This window comes from Psychrobacter faecalis (genome assembly GCF_016107575.1).
Taxonomy (GTDB): Bacteria; Pseudomonadota; Gammaproteobacteria; order Pseudomonadales; family Moraxellaceae; genus Psychrobacter; species Psychrobacter faecalis.
This window is the reverse complement of the sequence record NZ_JABAST010000010.1, coordinates 48,404-62,947: the sequence shown is the minus strand read 5'-3', so window position 1 is coordinate 62,947 and position 14,544 is coordinate 48,404. Positions and strand designations below refer to the sequence as shown.

Annotated in this window: 24 protein-coding genes; 2 read left to right on the top strand and 22 right to left on the bottom strand. The window is 42.9% G+C overall.

The annotated features are described in order from the left end of the window. Positions 1-20: 20 nt before the first annotated feature. From acpP to JFC07_RS05105, 5 genes are all read right to left on the bottom strand, one after another. A complete protein-coding gene (acpP, locus tag JFC07_RS05125) occupies positions 21-257 on the bottom strand; it encodes an acyl carrier protein (protein WP_068034635.1) in 237 nt (78 codons plus the stop codon). Between the two features lie 307 nt (positions 258-564). Next, positions 565-1,299, bottom strand: coding sequence for a 3-oxoacyl-ACP reductase FabG (gene fabG / locus JFC07_RS05120; RefSeq protein ID WP_223808606.1), 735 nt, complete (start codon positions 1,297-1,299; stop codon positions 565-567). Next, on the bottom strand, positions 1,290-2,258 hold the full coding sequence (gene fabD / locus JFC07_RS05115; protein WP_144297875.1) for an ACP S-malonyltransferase: 969 nt from the start codon (positions 2,256-2,258) through the stop codon (positions 1,290-1,292). Before fabD ends, fabG begins: the two co-directional genes overlap by 10 nt. 381 nt (positions 2,259-2,639) lie before the next feature. Next, entirely contained in the window at positions 2,640-2,822 is a 183-nt protein-coding gene (rpmF, locus tag JFC07_RS05110; RefSeq protein WP_068408434.1) for a 50S ribosomal protein L32, read from the bottom strand. A 328-nt stretch (positions 2,823-3,150) separates the two neighbouring features. Continuing rightward, positions 3,151-3,744 carry a YceD family protein gene (locus JFC07_RS05105; RefSeq protein ID WP_198328467.1) on the bottom strand — a complete coding sequence of 198 codons (594 nt, stop codon included), beginning with the start codon at positions 3,742-3,744 and terminating at the stop codon, positions 3,151-3,153. A 186-nt stretch (positions 3,745-3,930) separates the two neighbouring features. Between JFC07_RS05105 and JFC07_RS05100 the strand changes: the two genes are divergently transcribed. Together JFC07_RS05100 and JFC07_RS05095 are read left to right on the top strand one after the other, a co-directional pair. Then, on the top strand, positions 3,931-4,635 hold the full coding sequence (locus tag JFC07_RS05100; protein WP_191691533.1) for an elongation factor P hydroxylase: 705 nt from the start codon (positions 3,931-3,933) through the stop codon (positions 4,633-4,635). Positions 4,636-4,876: 241 nt separating this feature from the next. Then, positions 4,877-5,497, top strand: a complete 621-nt coding sequence (locus tag JFC07_RS05095) for an L-threonylcarbamoyladenylate synthase (RefSeq protein ID WP_198328465.1) — start codon at positions 4,877-4,879, stop codon at positions 5,495-5,497. Between the two features lie 81 nt (positions 5,498-5,578). Here the strand turns inward: JFC07_RS05095 and rplQ are convergent, their stop codons facing one another. The 17 genes from rplQ to rplN all read right to left on the bottom strand — a co-directional run bounded on the left by rplQ (position 5,579) and on the right by rplN (position 14,488). Then, positions 5,579-5,938 (bottom strand): 50S ribosomal protein L17, encoded by a 360-nt coding sequence (gene rplQ, locus JFC07_RS05090; protein WP_068408443.1) that lies wholly within the window; start codon positions 5,936-5,938, stop codon positions 5,579-5,581. Between the two features lie 19 nt (positions 5,939-5,957). Continuing rightward, the gene (locus tag JFC07_RS05085) at positions 5,958-6,965 is read right to left on the bottom strand and encodes a DNA-directed RNA polymerase subunit alpha (RefSeq protein WP_068408445.1); all 1,008 of its coding nucleotides are present in this window, start codon (positions 6,963-6,965) and stop codon (positions 5,958-5,960) included. 81 nt (positions 6,966-7,046) lie between these two features. Next, positions 7,047-7,688: a 30S ribosomal protein S4 gene (rpsD, locus tag JFC07_RS05080; RefSeq protein ID WP_068408447.1), complete on the bottom strand. Its 642-nt coding sequence runs from the start codon at positions 7,686-7,688 to the stop codon at positions 7,047-7,049. A 48-nt stretch (positions 7,689-7,736) separates the two neighbouring features. Next, the gene (gene rpsK, locus JFC07_RS05075; protein WP_058368279.1) at positions 7,737-8,126 is read right to left on the bottom strand and encodes a 30S ribosomal protein S11; all 390 of its coding nucleotides are present in this window, start codon (positions 8,124-8,126) and stop codon (positions 7,737-7,739) included. A gap of 20 nt (positions 8,127-8,146) precedes the next feature. Beyond that, positions 8,147-8,503, bottom strand: coding sequence for a 30S ribosomal protein S13 (rpsM, locus tag JFC07_RS05070; protein WP_058025564.1), 357 nt, complete (start codon positions 8,501-8,503; stop codon positions 8,147-8,149). A gap of 254 nt (positions 8,504-8,757) precedes the next feature. After that, on the bottom strand, positions 8,758-8,874 hold the full coding sequence (gene rpmJ / locus JFC07_RS05065) for a 50S ribosomal protein L36 (RefSeq protein ID WP_011279805.1): 117 nt from the start codon (positions 8,872-8,874) through the stop codon (positions 8,758-8,760). Positions 8,875-8,906: 32 nt separating this feature from the next. Next, a complete protein-coding gene (gene secY / locus JFC07_RS05060) occupies positions 8,907-10,238 on the bottom strand; it encodes a preprotein translocase subunit SecY (protein ID WP_180952577.1) in 1,332 nt (443 codons plus the stop codon). A gap of 19 nt (positions 10,239-10,257) precedes the next feature. Then, entirely contained in the window at positions 10,258-10,698 is a 441-nt protein-coding gene (gene rplO / locus JFC07_RS05055) for a 50S ribosomal protein L15 (RefSeq protein ID WP_068408451.1), read from the bottom strand. Next, positions 10,698-10,877: a 50S ribosomal protein L30 gene (gene rpmD, locus JFC07_RS05050; RefSeq protein ID WP_068408453.1), complete on the bottom strand. Its 180-nt coding sequence runs from the start codon at positions 10,875-10,877 to the stop codon at positions 10,698-10,700. The genes rplO and rpmD overlap by 1 nt, the downstream gene beginning before the upstream one ends. A gap of 22 nt (positions 10,878-10,899) precedes the next feature. Then, the gene (rpsE, locus tag JFC07_RS05045; protein ID WP_068408455.1) at positions 10,900-11,415 is read right to left on the bottom strand and encodes a 30S ribosomal protein S5; all 516 of its coding nucleotides are present in this window, start codon (positions 11,413-11,415) and stop codon (positions 10,900-10,902) included. 2 nt (positions 11,416-11,417) lie between these two features. Further along, complete coding sequence (rplR, locus tag JFC07_RS05040) at positions 11,418-11,768, bottom strand: 50S ribosomal protein L18 (RefSeq protein WP_068408457.1); 351 nt, start codon at positions 11,766-11,768, stop codon at positions 11,418-11,420. An 11-nt stretch (positions 11,769-11,779) separates the two neighbouring features. Next, complete coding sequence (gene rplF, locus JFC07_RS05035; protein WP_068408459.1) at positions 11,780-12,313, bottom strand: 50S ribosomal protein L6; 534 nt, start codon at positions 12,311-12,313, stop codon at positions 11,780-11,782. A 194-nt stretch (positions 12,314-12,507) separates the two neighbouring features. Next, positions 12,508-12,906 (bottom strand): 30S ribosomal protein S8, encoded by a 399-nt coding sequence (gene rpsH, locus JFC07_RS05030; RefSeq protein ID WP_068408460.1) that lies wholly within the window; start codon positions 12,904-12,906, stop codon positions 12,508-12,510. 11 nt (positions 12,907-12,917) lie between these two features. Further along, a complete protein-coding gene (gene rpsN / locus JFC07_RS05025) occupies positions 12,918-13,223 on the bottom strand; it encodes a 30S ribosomal protein S14 (RefSeq protein WP_068408462.1) in 306 nt (101 codons plus the stop codon). 12 nt (positions 13,224-13,235) lie between these two features. Next, a complete protein-coding gene (gene rplE, locus JFC07_RS05020; protein WP_068408463.1) occupies positions 13,236-13,772 on the bottom strand; it encodes a 50S ribosomal protein L5 in 537 nt (178 codons plus the stop codon). Positions 13,773-13,793: 21 nt separating this feature from the next. After that, positions 13,794-14,111 (bottom strand): 50S ribosomal protein L24, encoded by a 318-nt coding sequence (gene rplX / locus JFC07_RS05015; protein WP_068408465.1) that lies wholly within the window; start codon positions 14,109-14,111, stop codon positions 13,794-13,796. Between the two features lie 8 nt (positions 14,112-14,119). Then, a complete protein-coding gene (gene rplN / locus JFC07_RS05010; protein ID WP_010196702.1) occupies positions 14,120-14,488 on the bottom strand; it encodes a 50S ribosomal protein L14 in 369 nt (122 codons plus the stop codon). Positions 14,489-14,544: the final 56 nt, after the last annotated feature.

Sequence of the window (14,544 nt, the reverse complement as noted above, 5' to 3'; positions counted from 1 at the left end):
CTTATTAAGCGAATAATTAATTACAATTGCGCTTGTACGTAATCAATGGCTTTTTGAACAGTCGTTAATTCTGCTGAATCTTCATCAGGAATAGTGATGCCGAAATCGCTTTCGAATGACATAACCAATTCAACTAGGTCTAATGAATCAGCGCCTAAGTCTTCCATGAATGAAGCATCATTATTGATATCTTCAACGTTCATACCTAATTGTTCCGCTACCGCAGATTTAACTCTTAGCTCGGTATCATTACTCATGTAGATTTCTCCTTTTTGATCTATTATTTCGACAAATTGCCATAGTCTTATGATAAAGCGCTATGGCAGTATATATAAAATGGGCTGGTCAAATTATCACGGCTGTCTGGAAGACAGATAACCAATTATACGTTTTGACTAATGTCTGCTAAAACCTAGCTATCATACAGGGCTTTGACAAAAAAGTATCCGCTATTATAGCACCCTTTATTATAGTTTACACTCGTTCACAGAGTTTTTTATTATAACTATGTAACGCACCGTTATAATAATAAATAACGCTAAATTAGAATAATAACTTCTAACCCTACATGTACATACCGCCATTGACAGGAATAACCGCGCCAGTAATATAGCTGGCTTCATCACCTGCTAAGAAAAATACGGCGGCGGCAATATCTTCTGGCTGACCAAGACGGCTGATTGGAACCGCATCAAGCATTGAGTTAAGTAGGCGCTCGTCAAGCTCATCGGTCATATCGGTTTCAATAAGACCCGGTGCCACACAGTTAATCGTCACTTGGCGTGAGCCGATTTCGCGCGCTAGCGTTCGGCTAAAGCCTTCGACGCCGGCTTTAGTGGCCGCATAGTTAGATTGACCCGCATTGCCCATTTGTGCAACCACAGAAGTAATATTGATGATACGACCACGACGCGCTTTCATCATTCCGCGTACTGCCCGCTTACTCATACGATAAACCGAAGTCAGATTGGTATCGACAACATTGTCCCAATCTTCATCTTTCATACGCATCAATAAACCATCTTGAGTAATACCGGCATTATTAACCAGCACTTGTACGGCACCGTAAACACTTTCGATTTCTTCAAATAACTTATCAATCTGCGCCGTATCGCGCACGTCTAGCACGCGCCCGATACCGCCACTATCGTTTAAGTATTCTTCGATAAGTGCTGCGCCTTTTTCGGTGGTCGCGGTGCCAATGACAAAGTGTCCTTCTTTGGCAAAACGTTTGGCAACGGCTTTACCGATACCGCGGCTTGCGCCTGTCACTAATGTAATCGTACGGCTCATGATAATACCTCCATCAACTTATCTAAACGGGCAGGCTTGTCGGTAGGATAACTCACAATAGGATGTGCTTGACGCTTGGCCAAATTACTTAAAACATTACCACTGCCACATTCGATTAAAATATTAATTTGCTTGTCGGCCAATTCCTGCATGGTTTTTGACCATAAGACTGGTTCACTGAGCTGCTCGGTCAATGCTTGCTTGATAGCGACTGCATTGCTTTCAACGCGCGCATGGCGGTTTTGAATCACTGGAATGGCCGCTTGATCAAATTGAATGGCTGCCAACTCTTGCGCCAAAGCGCTAGTCGCAGGCTCCATAAGCGCACAATGCGACGGCACACTAACCTTTAATGGGATGGCTTTTTTACCGGTATTTTGAACTTTATCAATCACGGCATTGACACCAGCGGCGTTACCTGAAACCACCACTTGACCTGGACTATTAAAGTTTGCGGCGCCAACAATGGCATCATCAACGTGCTCGGTCGCTTGTTCGCATAAGTTTTCGACGCGGTGGTCTTCAAGACCCAGTACCGCTGCCATCGCTGTATCGACCCCTGCCACCGCCTCTTGCATCAATTGACCGCGTTTATGCACCAGTTTGACCGCATCAGCTAAGGATATTACGCCAGCAGCACATAAGGCGCTATATTCACCCAAGGAATGGCCCGCTAGGTAACAAGGCTTATCTTCTATTTTTTGTTGTAAGATGCGCCAAATAGCGATACTAGCAGTCAATAAAGCCGGCTGAGTATATTGGGTTTGGTTCAGTTTGTCTTCGTCCTGACAAATTACCCATAAGTCTTCACCAAGCGCTGTACTGGCTTCGGTAAAGGTATCACGAATTTCAGGATAGGTTTCAGCAAGCTCGCTCAGCATACCGACCACTTGTGAACCTTGTCCAGGGAATAGCACAGCTATACGGGTGGGTTGTTTTTTTACCATATCGGGTACAGAGGCCATAACCAATATTCCTTATTTAATTGGAAATACCCCTAAATGAATGGGGTTTATTATAGAATTAGAGACTAATAAAAAGATTCGCTGTACAAAGCACCGCTATCATTATTCCTTTAAGACAGCTGACTGCTATTAAACTATACACTGACGCAGACAATAAGCATAGCTATCAAAGACTGAACGCTTAAAATGTAATATCTCTATAATCACTACTTGATAAAAAATAGATAACAAAAAGCCAAGATATCTGACTTCATAATATATGATAGCGAGATAACTTGGCTCTTATTTGCTTAAACTGCTTGCACCATAACAACTGTGTAAAATCATCGATAGTCATTAGAACTACCAGCATTTTGCATCAACCATCAGCGCGCAAATAAATTAAGCGTCTTGACTAACTTTGAAAAGCTGGCGACCACGATAGAAACCATCTTTAGTCATGTGATGACGACGATGTTTTTCACCAGTAGTAGCGTCGATGCTTAATTCAGCCACTTCCATACGATGATGTGAACGGCGCATGTCACGACGAGAACGACTTTTACGACTTTTTTGAACAGCCATGATATAGCTCCTATACTTAAAAGGGTTAAGCTTGAAATTCAGCTTTAATCGATACCGACAGAGGCTATATAATCACAACAACCTAAGTCTTACGCATCATTAGTTAAATAGATTGCCACACGTATTAAAGTGCTGACTACGTCTAAAATCTATAGTTCGTTTGCGAAGCCAGCTTCTCTCTGCCAGCGGCAGGTTGCTAGAATGCAATAAACGGGACATTATACGCATGTTTCGCCAATTAATAAAGCCTTGCTTTTCACTCTTGGGCAAAAAGCTGATAAAAGGTAGAAAGTAATGATTTATCGACGTTATACTGCCAGTTACGCGGCTATAACTTGCCCTTTAACGATGCTAACGCTGCAAAAGGATTCTCATTTTCCTCTTCTTCTGGAATGTCACCAAACTGCTCAACGCTCATCTCGCAATCATCGTGCTTTGGTGCCATAGGCGCTTTTAGCAAAATTTCATCTTCGATCAATTTTTTAAACGGCAATAAACGCTCAGGCGCAGGCTCAGTGATAATTTCATCGAGCAGCAAGTAATCCTGCTCTTCACCGACCAAACGCACTTGGCTTTCGTTATCTAATAATGCAATATCATAGTCATCAGTCAAATCAATAGCAATCGGTTGCAAACAACGCTGACAAGTCAACCATATCTCACCTGTGAAAGTAAAAGACAAATGCAACACATTATTATGGCGATATAGATTGGCTTTAAGCTCAAGGTTTGATTGCTCGTGCTCAGTTGACAAGATGGCATTTAGGCGCTCAAACGAACGCGGCGCAACTTGCCCTGACCATTCAAAGCCACTGTCTTCCCATTTGCTTAAAGAGATATCCTCTGGCAAGTTGCTCGACATCGTAGCTGCTGTTTTGTCAGCCTGAAGCGCTGACGGCTTGTTTATTGGAGTGCTTGACATGCGCGGCCTCATTCATCAAAAACGGTGTATAATATTGCCTGCCATACTAACGGAAAGCGCTGATGAGCGCTAGGGCTAGTATGTTAAGATTTTTGGTAAGTGCTTTCGTATTAAGTTTGCATTTACCTTGGCTTGCTCGCGTTGCAAATCACGCGCTCTACCTTTTTATTTGGTTAATATATTCATATGATATCGCCTGCTGTGGATCCTGACTTTTCTGTTTTGCTTTCTGTTTCTGACGCAAAACGCTTGCTACATCGTTTAAATACTTTAGAAACCAAAAAGCCACCTGAGTCTTTGAGCGCTATTTCAAAGATGCAGTTAAACGCACTGTCAGAACAATGGCAGAAAATTATCCATGCTGAAAATATCAACACTGTTGATGAGAATGAAAAAACAGCGACCGATTGGCTGATAAGTCTCTTTAATACGTTATTTGCCCACCAGCACGTTATCCTAGTACGTGGCGCTGGCGAACCAGAGTACTTTCCTGCCAAAGACAATCAGCCAGCACGTATTGAATTTGCCCATGGTTTCTTTCAAAGCGCATTGCATGAGCTAAGCCATTTTTTTATTGCAGGTGAGCGTCGTAGACAGCTCTCTGACTTTGGCTACTGGTATGCTCCCGATGGGCGCACAGAGGCTCAACAACAAGCGTTTGAGCGTGTAGAAATCAAGCCCCAAGCGTTAGAGTGTTTATTTACTTTAGCGTGCAGACGTCCTTTTCAAGTCTCGCAAGACAATCTGTTTGCCACCTTTGATACCAGTACCAGCACCTTTGCGCAGGACGTCTATCAGCAGGCCAAAGCATATATCGCTGAACCTCACGTCATACCACGTGATGCCAAAATATTATTGCAAGCATTATTAACGATTTGTACTGCTAATTAGCGATGAAAAACTGCGCTCTATATATGTATTTCCTGTCGAAAGCGGTCCACAACTATAGTGTTAACGTTTCCCTACCCACCGTAACGCCTTGCTAATAAACTTATATTTACTTTGCGTTATACTGATTGAATAGTAGTTCCATCTTTTGATGCTGTCAGAGAGATATGCTAAAAAACAAAAAAATTTCATTTTTTAAAAACTACCTACGAAGCACTCTATAATTAAAAAATAAGGAAAAATCATGCAAGTATTTTACATTCATCCGGACAACCCACAACCGCGGCTTATCGAACAAGCAGCGGATTTATTACGTAATGATCAATTAGTTATCTATCCTACCGATACCAGTTATGCGTTTGGCTGCCGCTTAGGCGCTAAAGACGCGCTAGAAAAATTAAAACATATCCGTGAGCTTGATGATAAGCATCAATTTACCTTGTTATGTCGCGATTTAAGTGAAATTGCCAACTATGCCACGGTAGACAATGTGCAATTTAAACAGCTAAAAGCCCATACACCGGCACCGATTACCTTTATCTTAAACGCCACCAAAGATGTACCTAAGAAGTTGGCGCATCCTAAGAAAAAAACCATTGGTATTCGCGTGCCAAGTAACCCCATCGCGCAAGCATTGCTAGCAGCGATGGACGAGCCTATATTAACCAGTTCACTCATATTGCCGCACCGCGATGGCATATTGGACGATCCCTTTGAAATTGAAGAGCTACTCGGTAATCAAATAGATGGTCTTATTAATGCGGGTATTAAAACCACAAAATTGACCACCATCGTTGATATGACCAGCAATCAGCCTGAAATCATCAGACAAGGCGCGGCTGATGTCAGCTCACTAGTGCCATAAATAATAGCTTTTATAAATAAAAGGCATAAAAAAAGCTCCAAATTATTGGAGCTTTTTTTATTATACAATGAGCGTATAAAATTAGTCACGATCAACCAATTCTACATAAGCCATTGGCGCATTGTCACCATCACGGTAACCGCATTTTACGATACGCAAATAACCACCTGGACGAGTTTGGTAACGAGGACCTAACGTGCCAAATAATTTACCTACCATAGTTTTGCTACGCATACGGCTAAATGCCAAACGGCGATTAGCAACGCTGTCTTCTTTAGCCAAAGTGATTAATGGCTCAGCAACACGGCGCAATTCTTTTGCTTTTGGTAAAGTTGTTTTGATCAGTTCATGCTCAAATAATGAGTTGGTCATGTTCTGAAACATTGCCTTACGATGACTGCCGGTACGACCCAGCTTGACTCCACTCTTACGATGGCGCATAGTCAAAAATCCTTAAAGTTTAACGGCTACGATAAGAAAAGCGATCATCGACACGAAGGTCAGCTGGTGGCCAATTGTCTAGGCGCATACCGAGCTCTAAATCTTTAGACGCTAATACGTCTTTGATTTCGGTCAATGATTTCTTACCAAGATTTGGGGTTTTTAGTAGTTCAGTCTCTGAACGCTGTACCAAATCACCGATATAGTAAATGTTTTCAGCTTTCAAGCAGTTGGCTGAGCGAACCGTTAGTTCAAGATCGTCCACAGGGCGTAATAGCACCGGATCAACCTCTTCTTTTTCTTTCACAGGCTCAGGCGCTTCTTCAGCTTCTAGGTCAACAAAGATAGAAATCTGCTGTTGTAAAATAGTGGCTGCTTTACGAATTGCTTCTTCTGGATCGATAGTGCCATTAGTTTCAAGCTCGATGATAAGACGATCAAGATCGGTACGTTGTTCTACACGTGCGTTCTCAACCTGATAAGCAACACGCAGTACTGGACTAAAACTTGCATCAAGCTTTAAGCGTCCAATCGCTTTAGTGTCACCATCTTCACGGCGCTGGTTTGCTGGCTCATATCCACGACCCATTACCACACGCAAACGCATCTTAAGATGACCACGGTCGCTTAATGTACCTAATACCAATTCTGGATTGATAATGTCGACATTATGCGGCAACGTGATGTCTGCAGCAGTAATAGTGCCTGGACCTTGTTTATCCAAGGTCAAGAATACTTCATTTTGGTCATGAAGGGTGATTGCCAAGCCTTTTAAGTTCAAAAGCAAGTCAAGCACGTCTTCTTGTAGTCCTTCAAGCGTTGAATATTCATGGTCAACACCATCAATCTCAGCTTCAATGACTGCAGCACCAGGTAATGAAGATAACAAGATGCGACGTAAGGCATTACCTAAAGTATGCCCAAAGCCGCGTTCTAACGGTTCGAGCGTGACTTTCGCAATTGTTTCATTAACCGTATCCACGTTAATGGCGTTCGGCGTTAGAAACTCAGTTGCACTTAGCATCATGATGTCACCTCGATTTATTAAACTGGTTTAATTAACGTCAATTGCTCAATGCTATTATTATAACATCGAGCAGTACGTTACTTACTTAGAGTATAGCTCAACGATCAAGCTTTCGTTGATTTCAGCAGGTAGATCAATGCGATCAGGCGCTTGTTTAAACGTGCCCTGTAGCTTGCTGTGGTCAACATCTAGCCATTCTGGAATACCACGTTGTGTCGCTAGTTCAATAGCGTTTTTAATACGTAGTTGTTCGCGAGACTTCTCACGGATAGCGACGACATCACCATCTTGCAACTGAATTGATGGAATGTTCACACGAACAAACTCATCGCGGCCAGCTTTTTTTACCATCACAGTGCGATGGCTAACTAGCTGACGTGCTTCAGCACGAGTTGAGCCAAAGCCCATGCGATAAACGACGTTATCAAGGCGACTCTCAAGCATTGCTAGTAGGTTTTCACCAGTAGCGCCACGCTTACGAGCAGCTTCTTTATAGTAGTTAGCAAACTGACGCTCTAGTACACCGTAGATACGCTTAACTTTTTGTTTTTCACGTAACTGTAGAGAGTACTCTGAGCTCTTATTACGGCTGACACCATGTTGACCAGGTGGACGAGCCGCTTTTTTCGTTTTTACGTCATATGGTTTAACACCAGACTTAAGGCCTAAGTCTGTACCTTCACGACGTGATAATTTGAGTTTTGGTCCAATATAACGGGCCATTGTTATGTCTCCTATAAGCTCTTATGATAAAAAGCTTCGTCTTTAATATTAGACGCGGCGCTTTTTCGGCGCACGGCAACCATTGTGTGGGATTGGGGTCACATCAGAGATGCTGTTAACTTTATAACCCAATGCACCAAGTGCTCTTACCGCAGACTCACGACCCGGTCCTGGTCCTTTGACCAAAACGTCGATATTCTTAACACCGTATTCTTGAGCCGCTTTACCAGCGACTTCAGCTGCAACCTGAGCTGCAAATGGTGTAGATTTACGTGAACCACGGAAGCCTTGTCCACCTGAAGTGGCCCAAGCCAGTGCATTACCTTGACGATCGGTAATCGTAACAATGGTGTTATTAAAAGACGCATGGATATGGGCAACGCCCTCCGATACTGAACGACGAGTCACTTTTTTGCGACTACGAGTGTCTTTAGCCATCTTTTAGCTTCCTAAGTTAATTATCTTTTGAGAGGGCGTGTCGGACCCTTACGAGTACGAGCGTTGTTCTTGGTGTTCTGACCTCTAACTGGTAGGTTACGGCGATGGCGGATGCCACGGTAACAACCAAGATCAACCAAGCGCTTGATATTCATTGACACTTCACGACGAAGATCACCTTCAGTCATGTAATTTGCAACTTGTGCACGGATAGCATCTAACTGTGTATCATCTAACTGGCTAACTTTAGTAGTAGGGGCAATGCCAACTGCTTCTAAGATTTTCTGAGCAGTGGTACGACCTATACCAAAGATATAAGTTAGTGAAATAACAGCATGCTTATTATCCGGAATGTTTACGCCGGCAATACGAGCCATTGATTTCTCTCCATTAAAGAAAAATAAGCTTTATTCATTAATAAAGCGTTATTTTTCAGATTTGTTGCTGTCAATACTAAAGCTTTTATAATTATTATCGCTGCTTCAACTTGATAACAAGTCTCTTCATTGACCATTTTATAAAAGATTTTGCATAAACTACGGCAAGTGGCGGATGATATCGCATCCGCCGTTATTTTTCAAGTATTAATTTTATAAAACCAATAAGCGTGACGCTTTATGTCTTTAAAACATTAACCTTGACGTTGCTTGTGGCGAGGTTCTGCGGTACAAATAACATGTACACGGCCTTTACGGCGCACAACTTTACAGCTACCACAAATCTTCTTAACTGATGCTTGAACTTTCATAGCATACTCCTTTGAGATATCGTACCGCTCATTTAAGGTTGAGTGGGCGATTGAATTAACGTCTGATCATGATATTGATGGGTCATCAAATGCGCTTGGATTTGCGAAATGAAGTCCATTACCACAACCACCATAATCAGTAATGACGTACCACCAAGTTGAAACGGCACACCAAACGATGACTGCACGACCATTGGCATTAAACAAATAACCGTCATATACATCGCGCCAATAAAGGTCAGTCGGTTTAATACATGATCAAGGTAACGCTGAGTTTGTTGTCCGGGGCGAATACCTGGGATATACGCACCACTACGTTTAAGGTTTTCAGCAACTTCACGCGGACTAAATACCAATGCCGTGTAAAAGTAACAGAAGAAAATAATCATTGCGCCAAACAGAACCAAATACAGCGGCTGCCCTGGAGACAACACCAATGCCATATTTTGTAATATCTTTTGTGTAAAAGTAGGATCAGCCGATTGACCAACCCATTGTCCTAAACTTGCTGGAAACAACAATAACGAGCTGGCAAAAATAGCGGGAATAACCCCTGCCATATTTAGCTTAAGCGGCAAATGCGACTGCTGCTGAGCATAAATTTTGCGACCTTGTTGTTGCTTCTGCGCATAGTTTACTGGGACACGGCGCTGCGCTCGTTCAATATAAACGATACCGGCAGTCACCGCGATGCCTAGCAATACAAAGATAAAAAGTACAATCAAGTTCATCTGCCCTTGATTGACCTGTTCGATAGACTGCGAAATCATACCTGGCGTACCAGCCACAATACTCGCAAAGATGAGCATTGAGATACCATTACCCACGCCGCGTTCTGTAATTTGCTCACCAAGCCACATTAGGAACATAGCGCCAGCTACCAATGAGGTAACCGCTGGAATATAAAAAGTCAAACCAGTAGATAAGGTAAGATTCTGACTGATAAGGCCAGCACACATTCCTAATGACTGTACTAGTGCTAATCCAAGTGTCCCTTGACGGGTGTACTTGTTTAGCTTACGTCGTCCCGCTTCGCCTTCTTTTTTGAGGGCTTCAAGCGATGGCAATACCGCCGACATCATCTGAACGATAATAGACGCTGAAATATATGGCATGATGCCAAGTGCCATGATGGACATACGTTCTAGTGCACCACCTGAGAACATGTTAAACATGCTCAAAATGGTATTTTCGTTGCGCGAAAACAGATCAGCCAAGTTAACCGGATTGATACCCGGTACTGGAATATGTGACCCTAAACGATAAACAATCAATGCGCCGATTAAGAATAATAAACGCGTCCATAATTCATCATACTTACGTATAAAGGCAAATGGATTGAGCGGTATACCAGTCGATGACATTGATTGTTTTGACACGTTACTACTCCTCGATGCTACCACCAGCAGCTTCGATTGCTTGCTTGGCGCCTTTAGTCACTTTGATACCTTTAAAAGTATAAGCTTTAGTGACTTCGCCTGACAACATAATACGAACGCGTTTCATGTCATGACGGATAACGTTAGCAGCTTTTAGTGTTTCAATGCTAACCACATCGCCTTCGACTTTGTTTAATTCAGACAGACGAACTTCAGCAGTCGTCATTGCCATTTTACTGGTAAAGCCAAATTTTGGTAGGCGACGATATAAAGGCATTTGACCACCTTCAAATCCTGAGCGGATGCTAGAACCTGAACGAGATTTCTGACCTTTTACACCGCGACCACCAGTTTTGCCAAGACCTGAACCGATACCACGACCACGACGTTGGGCAGTTTTTTTCGCGCCAACACCTGGTGATAATTCATTTAATCTAAGTCCCATTACGCTTCCTCCACTTTTACCATGTAGTTGACGCGATTGACCATACCACGGGTTGAAGGAGTATCTTCTACTTCAACAGTATGACCAATACGGCGTAAACCCAATCCTTTCAAGCTCGCTTTGTGGCTCTTGAGGCGATGGGCACCCGATTTAAATTGAGTGACTTTCATTTTTTTCATCGTAACTCACCTAGTTTCTAAGTTAACCCAAGATTTCGTCTACAGATTTACCACGTTTTGCTGCCATCTTTTCTGGAGTTGACATATCACGTAAACCGTTAAATGTTGCACGTACAACGTTTGCCGTGTTGGTAGAACCATGAGATTTCGTTAAAACGTCTTTAACACCAGCAACTTCTAATACTGCACGCATTGCGCCACCAGCGATTACACCAGTACCTTCAGATGCAGGCTGCATGTAGACTTTACTAGCACCATGACGTGCTTTGATCGGATGGAACAATGTTGCACCATCAAGCTCAACAGTAATCATGTTGCGCTTAGCAGCTTCAAGTGCTTTTTGAATAGCGGCTGGTACTTCACGTGCTTTACCACGACCAAAACCAACACGGCCATTGCCATCACCCACTACAGTTAGCGCAGTGAATGAGAAAATACGACCACCTTTAACCACTTTTGCAACGCGATCAACGGTAACTAAGCGTTCTACTAGACCGTCAGTCTGTTCATTTTTATCATTTTTATCATTTCTAGCCATGATTAAAACTCCAATCCGTTTTCGCGAGCAGCTTCAGCTAAAGCTTTTACTCGACCATGATATTTAAAACCACTACGGTCAAAGGCAACTTTAGTAATACCAGCTGCTTTTGCGCGTTCTGCGATCAATTGGCCCACAGACGTCGCTGCATCAACGTTACCAGTTGCACCTGAACGTAAGCTGCTGTCTAAGGTAGATGCCTGAGCAATCACTTCACCACCGTTTGGAGAGATAATTTGGGCATAAATATGTCTTGGGGTGCGGTTAACCGTTAAGCGATTTACGCCTAAAAAACGGATATGTGCACGGGTTTTCTTTGCTCGACGTAGACGAGCTGCTTTTTTATCAAACATTTCAACTCACCTTATTTTTTCTTGGCTTCTTTGCGAATCACATGCTCGTCACTATAACGAATACCTTTACCTTTATAAGGCTCTGGTGGGCGGAAACCGCGGATATTAGCCGCTGCTTGACCAAGCTGCTGCTTATCGTTTGATTTTAAAACGATTTCAGTTTGCGTTGGGGTTTCAGCTGATACACCTTCAGGTAGCGTATATTCTACTGGATGTGAGTAACCAACGTTTAGCGTTACTTTATTACCAGTAGCTTGAGCGCGATAACCAACACCAATAAGTTGAAGGCGTCTTTCAAAACCTTCGTTTACGCCTATTACTAAATTGTTTAGTAAAGAGCGCATGGTGCCAGTATGCATCATGGCTTCTTTTGAATCGGCTGCAGGTGAGAGAAGAATTGCATCATCTTCCTGTTTTAGCTCGACCAATTCATGCAGGCGTAAAGACATATTGCCATTTTTGCCTTTAACTTCGACCTGCCGATCGTTCAAAGTAACACTTACGCCGCTAGGCAGTGCTACTGGGGCTTTAGCCACACGAGACATAGGAATATTCCTTAAAAAAATTAACTTACTTTTATTAGCGAAAAAACTAACAGGCTAAAAAGCGTGTTAGTTTAGCATAATTGACTGCATTAGGCACCTATCAATGTTAAAAAATATCTATGATAAAATTGATAAGTGCCCAACGAAGATCAAGTAGACTTTATCGTCTCGTTACCGATAGCAATGATTGCTAATTAAGCAACGAATGCAACGATTTCACCACCGATACCAGCAGCGCGTGCAGCACGATCGCTCATGATACCTTGGCTGGTTGATACGATAGCAACACCCATACCTTGTTTAACAGTAGGGATAGCGTCTTTACCGCGATGCTGGCGTAGGCCAGGACGGCTATAACGTTGGATCGTTTCAATAACCGCTTTGCCTTCGAAGTATTTTAACTCGATGGTCAAAGTTGCTTTGTTATTTTCTTGCTCAGTCACAACAGCGCTGGCTACATAACCTTCGCTTACTAATAAGTCAGCGATTGATTTACGTAGTTTAGAGCTCGGCATTGCTACCGATACTTTATTAGCCATTTGTGCGTTACGAATACGGGTTAGCATATCCCCAACGGTATCTTGCATACTCATATCGTTACTCCTTACCAGCTTGCTTTACGAACACCAGGCACATCGCCTTGCATGACACGCTCACGCAGCATATTGCGTGATAAGCCAAACTTGCGGAAGTAACCGTGAGGACGACCAGTGATAGCACAACGGTTGCGTAGACGTACTGGTGATGCGTTGCGTGGTAGGGCTTGTAGCTCTAGCATCGCTTCCATACGCTCTTCGTCTGATGCGTTGATATCACTGATAGTTTCTTTTAGCTTAATACGCTTTTCAGCATATTTAGCAACCATTTTTTCGCGTTTCAATTCGCGGTTAATCATGCTCTTCTTTGCCATAACGTCTTTACCTTATTTAAATGGGAAGCCGAATGCTTTAAGCAACGCACGACCTTCTTCATCATTACCAGCTGACGTGGTGATGGTCACATCCATACCGCGGATACGATCAATCTTGTCAAAGTCTACTTCTGGGAATACGATTTGTTCTTTGATACCCAATGAGTAGTTACCACGTCCGTCAAAGGCTTTAGGTGAAAAACCGCGGAAATCACGAATACGAGGAATTGCAATGGCAATGAGACGATCTAAAAATTCGTACATTTGCTCACCGCGTAGCGTTACTTTACAGCCAATTGGCCATTCTTCACGAATTTTAAAGCCAGCAACTGATTTGCGCGCTTTGGTGACGACAGGCTTTTGACCAGCGATAGCGGTCATGTCAGCTACAGCACCTTCAAGCAATTTTTTGTCTTGAGACGCGCCGCCTACACCCATATTAAGCGTGATTTTAGTGATTTTAGGCACTTGCATCACGTTCGCCAAACCAAGCTCTTCTTTGATTTGTTGCTTTAATTCTTCGTTATATAAAGATTTTAATCTTGCCATTACCATTACACCCTTAGTGTCTTACGCAGTCGCCACTACTTCACCGTTCGAACGATAGACGCGTTGTTTCTTGCCGTCTTCACCGAACTGATAAGTAATACGATCAGCTTTTTGGGTTTGCGCATTTAAAATTGCGACATTTGAGATATGCAAAAAAGCTTCTTGCTTAACGATGCCACCTTCAGTACCAGTTGCCTGATTTGGCTTCTGATGTTTGGTGACAATGTTGATGCCTTCAACTTTAATACGATCGTTTTTTACAGCTTGTACAGTACCTTGCTTGCCTTTGTCTTTCCCAGCAATCACGATAACTGTATCGCCTTTACGTAATTTTGACATGGATTACCTCACAATACTTCTGGTGCTAGTGATACAATTTTCATAAACTGATCACCACGTAGTTCACGAGTTACCGGTCCAAAAATACGAGTTGCTATCGGTGCTTTGTTTTGGTTCAACAATACCGCAGCATTGTCATCAAAACGCAGAACTGAACCATCAGGACGACGAACGCCTTTTTTGGTACGTACAACTACAGCATTCATCACGTCGCCTTTTTTAACACGACCACGCGGAATGGCTTCTTTAACCGTTACTTTAATAATGTCGCCAACTGATGCATAACGACGATGAGAGCCACCCAGTACTTTAATGCACTGAACTCGTCTTGCACCGCTATTGTCTGCAACTTCCAGCATCGATTCAACCTGAATCATAGCGTTACTCCACACGTATGAGCAATAAAAACCAGTTGCTGCCGCTAGCACAGAAT